Consider the following 9,628-nt stretch of genomic DNA (forward strand, 5'->3'; position numbering starts at 1 on the left):
GCCGGTGCTGGCCGTGTCAACACCCGTTGGCCTACAGTTGTTGGCATGACCTCGGACCGACCCCGCCGCTCCGACGCGACCCGCGCCGCGATCCTGGACGCCGCCCGCGAGCGCTTCGCCGCGGACGGATACGAGCGGGCGACGATCCGCGCGATCGCGGCCGACGCGGCCATCGACCCGTCGATGGTGATGCGCTACTACGGCTCCAAAGAGAAGCTCTTCGCAGCCGCGGCCCACTTCGACCTGCGCCTGCCCGATTTCACGCAGCTGCCGCTCGAAGACGCCGGAACCCTGCTCGCGCGGCACGTGCTGGCGCGCTGGTCGGACGACGAGACGCTGTTCGCGCTCCTGCGCGCGGGCGTCACCCACGAGACGGCGGCCGAACGCATGCGCTCGATCTTCGCCGACCAGCTCGGGCCTCAGGTCGCGAAGGTGTGCCCGGACCCCGCCGAGGCGCCGGTGCGCGCCGGGCTCATCTCGTCGCAGGTTCTGGGCCTGGCGCTGTGCCGGTTCGTGCTGCGGCTACCGCCGGTCGCGGAGATGACCGAGGACGAGGCCGTGCGCTGGCTCGGGCCGACGCTGCAGCGCTACCTCGTGGGGTACTGAGGTCACTCGAACCGCGTCGCGTCGCCCGCGCCGTAGCGGACGATCTCGGCCTCGCCGGACGAGAAGTCGACCACCGTGGTCGGCTCGACGCCGCAGTCGCCGGAGTCAAGCACCGCGTCGAGCTGGTGATCGAGCTCTTCCTTGATCTCCCAGCCCTGGGTGAGGGGCTCGCCGGAGTCGGGCAGCAGCAGCGTGCTCGACAGGATCGGCTCCCCCAGCTCGGCCAGCAGCGCCTGCGTGACCACGTGCTCCGGGATGCGCACGCCGACGGTCTTCTTCTTCGCGTGCATCAGCCGCCGCGGCACTTCCTTGGTCGCGGGGAGGATGAACGTGTACGGCCCGGGCGTGGTGGCCTTGATCGCCCGGAACACCGTGTTGTCCACGTGCACGAACTGCCCGAGCTGGGCGAAGTCCTGGCAGACGAGCGTGAAGTGGTGCCGGTGGTCGAGCTTGCGGATCGCCCGGATGCGCTCCATGCCCTCCTGGTTGCCGAGCCGGCAGCCGAGCGCGAAGCAGGAGTCGGTGGGGTACGCGATGAGCCCGTCTTCGCGAAGCAGCTCCACGACCTGGGCCAGCGAGCGCCGCTGCGGGTTCTGCGGGTGCACGTCGAAGTAGCGGGCCATGCGCCGAGCTTAGGGGTGATCCACCTCGGGGGCCGGGCGGGCGCGCCAGCGGGCGGCGAGGCAAAGTGTCCGCGTGCACGCTCTCTGGTCCACGGACGAACAGTGGTCACTGCTGCTCCCCGTGCTGCTCGCCCTCGTGCTGAGCACGGCGATCGGCCTCGAGCGCGAGGTCGGCAACAAACAGGCCGGCCTGCGCACCCACACCCTGGTGGGCGTGGGGTCGGCGGTGTTCATGCTCGTGTCCAAATACGGGTTCGCCGACCTGCTGAACACCGAGCACGTGGCGCTCGACCCGTCGCGGATCGCGGCGCAGATCGTCTCGGGCATCGGGTTCGTCGGCGGCGGGTTGATCTTCGTGCGCCGCGATGCCGTGCGCGGGCTCACGACCGCCGCGACGGTGTGGCTCGCGGCGGCCGTCGGCGTCGCGTGCGGTGCGGGGCTGCCCGTGCTCGCGGTGGCGACGACCGTGGGACTGATCGTGATCACTCGCGGTTTCCCGCCGCTTTCCCGGTTCGTGGCACGGCATCGGCGTGAACCACCCATTCTGCGGCTGAGCTACTCCGATGGGCACGGAGTTTTGCGAAACGTTCTCGCGAGCTGCACCGGACGCGGCTGGGTGGTCCACCAGGTGGCGGTCGACAGGGAGACGGTTTCCGAAGAGGGGCAACGGATCGCGGTCGTCACGCTGCGGTTGCAGGGCCGCGGTGATCTTGCGGAATTGACGGCGGAACTCGCGGAACTGCCTGGTGTGCGGAGCACCGCGACGGGCGCGGAAGATCTGCTCGAAGATTGATCGCGTGCCTGTCCCCACAGCGGCCCGGTCTTCGGGCACACTGGACGGCACACGGAAACCTCGGTGCGGCAAAGGAAAAAACGCGCCCGGGGATAAACCATCCAAATGGGAGGTGAGGCCATGGCCCCCGAAGATGGCGAGGACCTGATGTCCGTCGAGCCCCGTTTCGACCCGGCATGGCGCGGCTATCACCGAGGCCAGGTCAAGGAATTCGTGGCCTGGGCCCAAGAAGAGCTCCGCCGGGTGGCGGCCGAACGCGACGCGGCGATGCGGCGCGTGGCCCGGCTGGCGGAGCACAACCGCGAGCTGCACGCGACGATCGACCGCATCAGCCGCACCCCCATAGAAGCCGACGCGCTCCAGGAACGATCACGGCGCATGATCGAGCTGACTCGCGAAGAAGCTTCGGAAATCATCGCGCGCGCAAAGGAAAAGGCGGAGCAGACGCGGCTCGACGCCGAGGCCGAGGCGGTGCGGCTCACCGAGAAGGAACGCGCGCTCGTGGCCGCGGCCGAGGAAGATCGCCGTCGCCAGCAGGCCGCGCACGACGAGTTCATGCGCCGCGCGGCCGCCGAACGCGCCGCCGCCGACGAGGCCGCCGCCACGCAGCGCCGCCGCATGGAGGAAGACCTCACCGCGGCCCTGCACCAGCGCCGCATCGCGACGATCACCGAACTGGACACCCAGCGCACGAAAACGCTGCGCGAGCTCGACGCCCACCGCACCGAGACCGTGCGCAACCTGAACGCGCAGCGCACTGAAACGCTGCGCAAGCTGGAGACCGAACGCGTCGAGACCGAGCGTGCGCTGGCTGCCCAGCGCACGGAAACCCTGCGCGACCTGGAGAACCAGCGCGCGGAAACCCACCGTGTGCTCGCAGCTCAGATCGCCGAAGCGCAGGCGGAGGCCGACACCCTGGTCCGCCGCGCGGCCGAGCACGCCAACGACATCGTCACCCAGGCCGACGACCGCGTCGCCGAGCTGACGGCCATCCACCACCGCCTGAAAACGGCGCTCACCGGCACCCGCGAACTTCTGGCGTCGGCGACTGCCGCGCTGGACCCGCAGCCCGGCGGCACCGACACCGCCGTGCCCGTCCAGCGCCGCAAACCGGCGCTCACCGAGGCGACCACCACCGGCTGACCTGCGGTTGTCTCGCTCTCACAACTTCTTCCGGGCGACCTGAGCCCACGCCGGTGGCCCGGCTTTTCACCCCGGCCCCGGCGTGGATCGACCCGCGGAGATCACGTACGCCCCTAAGTTGGGGCCATGACCGTCACCGGGCCGAAGACGACGACGCGGTTGCTGCTCGTCGTCGTGTGCGTGGTGGTGCTGGCGACGGCGACCACGCTCGCGAACCGCGTCCTGCCGGGCTGGGCATACCCGGTCTGCGGAGCGGTGACGGCGGCGGTGCTGCTCGCCCTGGCGTTCGGTGCCGGGTACTCGCCGGCCGATCTCGGCGTCAGCCGCGCGACGCTCGGGCGGGCGGCCGTCACCGGGCTGATCGGGGCGGCGTTCTTCCTGGTCGTCTTCGGCATCGCGGCCGTGGTGCCGGCGTTGCGGACCGTCTACGACGACGGGCGGGTCGGCGACCCCGACCTGCCGCAACTGCTGTGGCTCACGCTCGGGCGGATCACCTTCGGCACGGTGATCGTCGAGGAGATCGCGTTCCGCGGTGTCCTGCCGGCGCTGCTCGGCGCGCGCGACGACCGCTGGCGGTGGGGGCCGATCCTCGGGGCGTCGGCGTTCTTCGGGCTGTGGCACTTCCTTCCTGCGCTGGCCGTCGGACGCAACGCGGCCGTGCACGCGGCGCTCGGCGGCATCCCGACTCAGCTGCTGCAGGTACTCGCCATGGTCGCGGCCGCCGCGGCGGGCGTCTTCCTGTACGCGTGGCGGCACTTCGGCCGGGGAGTGCTGGCCTCGGTGCTGGTGCACTTCACGACGAACGTCGGCGGGCTCGTCATCGCAGTGGCCGTCCGGGCGTGAATACGCATACCCCGTATCGGATACGTGGGGTGGGTATACTGGACGACGTACAGGTGCGAACGAAGGGGACGATGCGCGATGACGGGCTACGGCAACGAGCGGGATGCCTATCTGAAGCGTCTGCGCCGCATCGAGGGACAGATCCGCGGCCTGCAGCGCATGGTCGAGGAGGACAAGTACTGCATCGACATCCTCACGCAGGTGTCGGCGGCCACGAAGGCGCTGCAGTCGTTCTCGCTGGAGCTGCTGGACGAGCACCTGGCCACCTGCGTCGTGCAGGCCGCCGCGGCCGGTGGTGAGGAAGCCGACCTGAAGGTCCGCGAGGCCTCCGACGCGATCGCGCGGCTGGTCCGCTCGTAGGTCCAGACAAAAAAGAGGGGCACCCCGGCCGGGGCGCCCCTCTTTTTTTCAGCGCGGTTCAGCGCGGTTCAGCGCGCGGTGCGGAAGCCGCGCAGCCGGAGACTGTTCGAGACCACGAACACCGACGAGACGGCCATGGCGGCGCCGGCGATCATGGGGTTGAGCAGGCCGAACGCCGCCAGCGGCAGGGCCGCGACGTTGTAGGCGAACGCCCAGAACAGGTTGCCTTTGATCGTGCCGAGGGTGCGCCGTGCGAGGCGGATGGCGTCGACGGCGGCGCGCAGGTCACCGCGGACGAGGGTGAGGTCGCCGGCCTCGATGGCGGCGTCGGTGCCGGTGCCCATGGACAGGCCGAGGTCGGCTTGGGCGAGGGCGGCGGCGTCGTTCACGCCGTCGCCGACCATGGCGACCACGCGGCCCTCGGACTGCAGCCGCTTGACCACCGCGACCTTGTCCTCGGGCAGGACTTCGGCGATGACCTCGTCGATGCCGGCTGCCTGCGCGATCGCGTGGGCAGCGCCCGCGTTGTCGCCGGTCAGCAGGACCGGGGTGAGGCCGAGGGCGCGGAGCCCGGCGACGGCTTGAGCCGAGGTGGGTTTGATCGTGTCGGCCACGACCAGCACCGCACGCGCTCGGCCGTCCCAGGCCACGAACACCGCGGTGGCGCCCTGCTCCTCGGCCGCTACCTTTGCGTCGGCGAGGGGACCCTCGACGTGAATGCCCCAGTCGGCCAGGAAGGCGGCGCGGCCGGCGAGGACGGCGGTGCCGTCGACGAGCCCGGTGACGCCGAGCCCCTCGGTCGAGCGGAACTCCTGGACCGCGGGCAGGTCGCCGATGCGGTCGCGGGCGCCGGCCACGATGGCCTTGGCGATGGGGTGTTCGGAGGCGTCTTCGACGGCTCCGGCGTAGCACAGGACCTCGGCCTCGGTGGTGCCCTCGGCGGGGTGGACGGCGGTGAGGCTCATGCGGCCGGTGGTGACGGTGCCGGTTTTGTCGAGTACGACGGTGTCGACGCGACGGGTGGACTCGAGCACCTCGGGACCCTTGATCAGGATCCCGAGCTGGGCGCCGCGGCCGGTGCCGACCAGTAGCGCCGTGGGCGTGGCGAGGCCCAGCGCGCAGGGGCAGGCGATGATCAGCACGGCGACCGCCGCGGTGAAGGCTTCGGCGACGTCGCCGCCACTGGCCAGCCACACGACGAGCGTGATCAGGGCGAGCATCAGGACGATCGGGACGAAGATCCCCGACACCCGGTCGGCGAGCCGCTGCACCGCCGCCTTGCCGTTCTGGGCTTCCTCGACGAGGCGGGCCATCTGGGCGAGACGGGTGTCGTCGCCGACCCGGGTGGCCTTCACGACCAGGCGGCCGCCGACGTTCACGGTCGCGCCGGTCACAGCGTCGCCGGCGGCGACTTCGACGGGCACGGACTCGCCGGTGATCATGCTGACGTCGACCGCGGAGCTGCCTTCGGCGACCACGCCGTCGGTGGCGATCTTCTCGCCGGGCCGGACGACGAAGGTGTCGCCCACGCGCAGTTCGCCCACGGGGACGCGCCGTTCGGTGCCGTTCCGGAGCACGGTGACGTCCTTCGCGCCAAGTTCGAACAACGCGCGCAGGGCGGCACCGGAGCGGCGCTTGGCGCGAGCCTCGAAGTAGCGGCCGGCCAGGATGAACGTGGTCACGCCGGAGGCGACTTCGAGGTAGATGCTGTTCGTGCCCATCCCCGGCGTGACGGTGAGGGTGAAGGCGTCGCGCATCCCGGTCATGCCGGCGGTGCCGAAGAACAGGGCGTAGAGCGACCAGAGCGTGGCCGCGGAGACGCCGAGGGAGATCAGCGTGTCCATGGTCGCGGCGCCGTGGCGCAGGTTGGTCCAGGCGGCGCGGTGGAACGGGAACGCGCCCCACACCACGACAGGCGCGGCGAGGGTGAGCGAGAGCCACTGCCAGTTGTCGAACTGCAGCGCGGGGACCATCGCGAGCAGGATCACCGGCACCGTCAGCAGCGCCGAATAAACGAGGCGGTCGCGCAGGGGCCGGGTCTCGTCCTCGGGCTCGGAGGCTTCGGGCTTCTCGGGTTCGGGGCGCTGCGCGGTGTAGCCGGTGGCTTCGACGACGCCGACCAGGTCGTCGACCGACACCGTGGCGGGGAACTCGACGTGGGCCCTCTCGGTGGCGTAGTTCACGCTCGCCGTGACCCCGTCGACCTTGTTCAGCTTGCGCTCCACGCGGGCTGCGCAGGAAGCGCACGTCATCCCGCCGATGACGAGCTCGACGGTCTGCGGGGCGTGTGTCGTCGTGGTCATGGCGGCCTACGCGACGAGCCGGTAGCCGGCCTCGGTGACGGCCGCCGAGACGGCGTCCACGGCCAGCGGCTGCTCGCTGACGACCTTCACCACGCCCGACGCGAGGTCCACGTCGACTTCGCGAACACCGGCGAGCTCCCCGACCTCTTCGCGCACCGCGCCGACGCAGTGCGCGCAGGTCATACCCTCGACGGTGTAGGTGGCTTCGGTCATCACCGGCTCCTTCGTGCTGTGGCTTTCCCTAATCCCTTTATACCCCTTGGGGGTAGGGGTTCACCACGCGGGCCGCCTGTGGGACCGGTTACCCGGCCCGGCAGACTGCGGTGATGCGGAAGCTCTACGCGATCGGGATCGGCGCCGGCGACCCGGAACACCTCACCGTGCAGGCGATCGACCGCCTCAACCGCGTCGACGTGTTCTTCGTCCTCGACAAGGGCTCCGCAAAGGCCGACCTCGTGCGGCTGCGCCAGGACATCCTGTCGCGCTTCGTCACCCGGCCCGGCTATCGCGTGGTCACCGCCACGGACCCCGACCGCGACCGCACACCGTCCGACTACCGCGCCGCCGTCGCCGACTGGCACGAACTGCGCACGGACGTCTACGAGCGGCTCATCCGCGACGAGCTCGGCCCCGACGACGCCGGCGCCTTCCTCGTCTGGGGCGACCCGTCGCTGTACGACAGCACCATCGCCCTCATCGAGGCGGTGCTCGCGCGCGGCAACATCGCTTTCGACTACGAGGTGATCCCCGGTGTGAGCAGCATCTCCGCGCTCGTCGCCCGCCACCGCACGACGATGAACCAGATCGGTCGCGCCGTTCAGCTCACCACCGGCCGCCGCCTCGCCACGGGCTGGCCCGCGGACGCCGACGACGTCTTCGTCCTGCTCGACGCGCACACCACCTTCGAGCGCTTCGCCGACCAGGGCCTGCACATCTACTGGGGCGCGTACGTGGGAACGCCGGACGAGATCCTGCTGTCAGGCCCCCTGGACTCCGCTCTGGCGGCCCGCATCAGCTCGGTCCGCGCGGAGGCCCGCGAAAAGCACGGCTGGATCATGGACACGTATCTCCTGCGCCGGCCCCGGCGATAAGGCCGGCTCGACACCCTGGGCGGCACCGGCACCGGGGCCGACCCGCCGGTTCGAGGCGGCTCAGCTCGGCGGTGGCCGGAGGCCGTCCATCAGGAGGTTCAGCAGGCGGCCGGCCTTGGCCTCGTGCTCGCGCCGGGGCGCCACGGTGAAGATGCCGATGAGGGCGGCGGCGATGTCTTCGGCGGTGACGTCGGAGCGGAGGTCACCCGCCGCGCGGCCGGCGTCGAGGATCGTGGTGATGGCCGCCAACAGTTCGGTCCGCGTCTGCGCGTGGGCGATCTCGCCCGACTCGATCATCGCGAGCAGCGTGTCGAGCATCCCGTTCTTGGTCGCGATCCAGTCTCCGAACAAGTCCATCCAGCGCCGCATCGCCGCGGCCGGAGGCAGCCGGGCGAGCAGGTCACGAGCGCCGGTCGTCAGCCGCACGACCTGGTCCCGGTAGACCGCGTCGACCAGCGACTCGCGGGTCGGGAAGTGCCGGTACAGCGTGGCGATGCCGACCCCGGCCTCGCGGGCGATCGCGCGCATCGACGGCTCGGCGTCAGCCGACACGAACACGCGAGTCGCCACCGCGAGCAGCTGCTCGCGGTTACGGGTTGCGTCCGCCCGTGGCGCACGCATCTCCGCCTCAGCCAAAACGGATCACGCTCCGATTGTGTTAGAGTCGTCCATGCAAACGGAGCATAGTCCGTTTCACTGCGTTCCCTCAGCCAAGGAGACAGGCATACATGCGGCACCAGAGCGATCACTTGCCCGCAGGCAGGAGCAGGGCGGTGCAGCTCGATTCGTTCGGCGGCCCTGAAGTCTTGGACGTCCGTGAGATTCCCGCTCCGCAGGCCGGCCCGGGACCGGTCCGGGTGCGGGTCACCGCGGCCGGTCTGAACCCGATGGACTGGATCATGACCGCCGACGCGGACACCGCCGCCCGGTTCGGCTTGAGCCTCCCGGCCGGGTTCGGGACCGACTACGCGGGGGTGGTCGACCAAGTCGGTGCCGAGGTGACCGGTTTCACGCCCGGTGACCGGGTGTTCGGGGGCGCCTTATCGCGCGCAGTAGCCGACTTCGTGGTGATCGACCCGGCCGGGGCGGCCGCGGCGAACGAGGCCCACCACACTCCCGAGGGTGTCGACGACCGCACCGCCGCCACTCTCAGCATCGCCGGCCGCACGGCCTCCGCCGCCCTCGCCGCGGTGGCGCCCGGCCCGAGCGACACAGTGCTGATCGGCGGCGCGGGCGGCGGGGTCGGAGTCTTCGCCGTCCAGCTGGCGCGGATCGCCGGAGCGCGCGTGATCGGCACAGGATCAGCGGCCTCGTCCAAGTTCCTGCGCGAGCTCGGAGCGGACCCGGTCACCTACGGCGACGGCTTGGCCGACCGGGTCCGAACCCTTGCTCCCGGCGGTGTCACCGCCGCCATCGACCTGCACGGGACAGAGACACTGCACGCCGCGAGGGAACTCGGCGTTCCGGACAGCCGCATCTGCACCATCGCCACGAAAGTCGACGGTGTGCCGGCGGCCAACGGCGCGAACGCCGCTCCCGGCAGCCTGGAAGAGATAGCCCGCCTGATCGCGGCGGGCCGGCTCCGGGTGCCGATCGCGGCGAGTTTCCCGGTCGAGCAGATCCACCGCGCGACCGAGCTCCAGGCCGGCCGCCACGTGCACGGCAAGATCGTCATCGACCTCTAGATCGAGGCCATAACGGGCCCGGAAATGCGGTCAGGCCCCGGGAGAACCGCTTGCGCGTTCTCGACCGGGGCCTGACTGTCACGTAAAGTTCGGCGGCGTCCTACTCTCCCACAACCCTTCGGTTGCAGTACCATCGGCGCTACCAGGCTTAGCTTCCGGGTTCGGAATGGGACCGGGCGTT

General features: G+C 70.8%; 11 protein-coding genes and 1 rRNA gene. 7 read left to right on the forward strand and 5 right to left on the reverse strand.

Annotated features, from left to right (window positions below; genetic code table 11):
- The first annotated feature begins 45 nt into the window (after positions 1–45).
- Positions 46–606, forward strand: a complete 561-nt coding sequence (locus AB0K15_RS25720) for a TetR family transcriptional regulator (protein ID WP_364055290.1) — start codon at positions 46–48, stop codon at positions 604–606.
- 2 nt (positions 607–608) lie between these two features.
- Here AB0K15_RS25720 and AB0K15_RS25725 read toward each other — a convergent pair whose 3' ends face one another.
- Complete coding sequence (locus AB0K15_RS25725; protein ID WP_364055293.1) at positions 609–1,229, reverse strand: L-threonylcarbamoyladenylate synthase; 621 nt, start codon at positions 1,227–1,229, stop codon at positions 609–611.
- Between the two features lie 73 nt (positions 1,230–1,302).
- Here AB0K15_RS25725 and AB0K15_RS25730 point away from each other — a divergent pair, with 73 nt between their 5' ends.
- From AB0K15_RS25730 to AB0K15_RS25745, 4 genes are all read left to right on the forward strand, one after another.
- Positions 1,303–2,022 (forward strand): MgtC/SapB family protein, encoded by a 720-nt coding sequence (locus AB0K15_RS25730; protein ID WP_364055296.1) that lies wholly within the window; start codon positions 1,303–1,305, stop codon positions 2,020–2,022.
- A gap of 120 nt (positions 2,023–2,142) precedes the next feature.
- Positions 2,143–3,165 (forward strand): DivIVA domain-containing protein, encoded by a 1,023-nt coding sequence (locus AB0K15_RS25735; RefSeq protein ID WP_364055299.1) that lies wholly within the window; start codon positions 2,143–2,145, stop codon positions 3,163–3,165.
- A 126-nt stretch (positions 3,166–3,291) separates the two neighbouring features.
- Entirely contained in the window at positions 3,292–4,008 is a 717-nt protein-coding gene (locus AB0K15_RS25740; protein WP_364055302.1) for a CPBP family intramembrane glutamic endopeptidase, read from the forward strand.
- Between the two features lie 78 nt (positions 4,009–4,086).
- Positions 4,087–4,368, forward strand: a complete 282-nt coding sequence (locus AB0K15_RS25745) for a metal-sensitive transcriptional regulator (protein WP_220243036.1) — start codon at positions 4,087–4,089, stop codon at positions 4,366–4,368.
- 68 nt (positions 4,369–4,436) lie between these two features.
- Here AB0K15_RS25745 and AB0K15_RS25750 read toward each other — a convergent pair whose 3' ends face one another.
- Together AB0K15_RS25750 and AB0K15_RS25755 are read right to left on the reverse strand one after the other, a co-directional pair.
- The gene (locus tag AB0K15_RS25750) at positions 4,437–6,671 is read right to left on the reverse strand and encodes a heavy metal translocating P-type ATPase (protein ID WP_364055306.1); all 2,235 of its coding nucleotides are present in this window, start codon (positions 6,669–6,671) and stop codon (positions 4,437–4,439) included.
- 6 nt (positions 6,672–6,677) lie between these two features.
- Positions 6,678–6,884, reverse strand: a complete 207-nt coding sequence (locus AB0K15_RS25755) for a heavy-metal-associated domain-containing protein (protein ID WP_364055309.1) — start codon at positions 6,882–6,884, stop codon at positions 6,678–6,680.
- A gap of 113 nt (positions 6,885–6,997) precedes the next feature.
- On the opposite strand from AB0K15_RS25755, the gene cobF reads away from it, so the two are divergent.
- Complete coding sequence (cobF, locus tag AB0K15_RS25760) at positions 6,998–7,762, forward strand: precorrin-6A synthase (deacetylating) (RefSeq protein WP_364055312.1); 765 nt, start codon at positions 6,998–7,000, stop codon at positions 7,760–7,762.
- Positions 7,763–7,822: 60 nt separating this feature from the next.
- Here the strand turns inward: cobF and AB0K15_RS25765 are convergent, their stop codons facing one another.
- A complete protein-coding gene (locus AB0K15_RS25765; RefSeq protein WP_364055315.1) occupies positions 7,823–8,398 on the reverse strand; it encodes a helix-turn-helix domain-containing protein in 576 nt (191 codons plus the stop codon).
- A gap of 92 nt (positions 8,399–8,490) precedes the next feature.
- Here AB0K15_RS25765 and AB0K15_RS25770 point away from each other — a divergent pair, with 92 nt between their 5' ends.
- Positions 8,491–9,447 (forward strand): NADP-dependent oxidoreductase, encoded by a 957-nt coding sequence (locus tag AB0K15_RS25770; RefSeq protein WP_364055318.1) that lies wholly within the window; start codon positions 8,491–8,493, stop codon positions 9,445–9,447.
- A gap of 87 nt (positions 9,448–9,534) precedes the next feature.
- On the opposite strand, the gene rrf is transcribed toward AB0K15_RS25770, so the two are convergent.
- Positions 9,535–9,628, reverse strand: a 5S ribosomal RNA gene (rrf, locus tag AB0K15_RS25775); the annotation flags it as partial.

The sequence above is a fragment of the Amycolatopsis sp. NPDC049253 genome (assembly GCF_040678995.1).
Lineage (GTDB): Bacteria > Actinomycetota > Actinomycetes > Mycobacteriales > Pseudonocardiaceae > Amycolatopsis.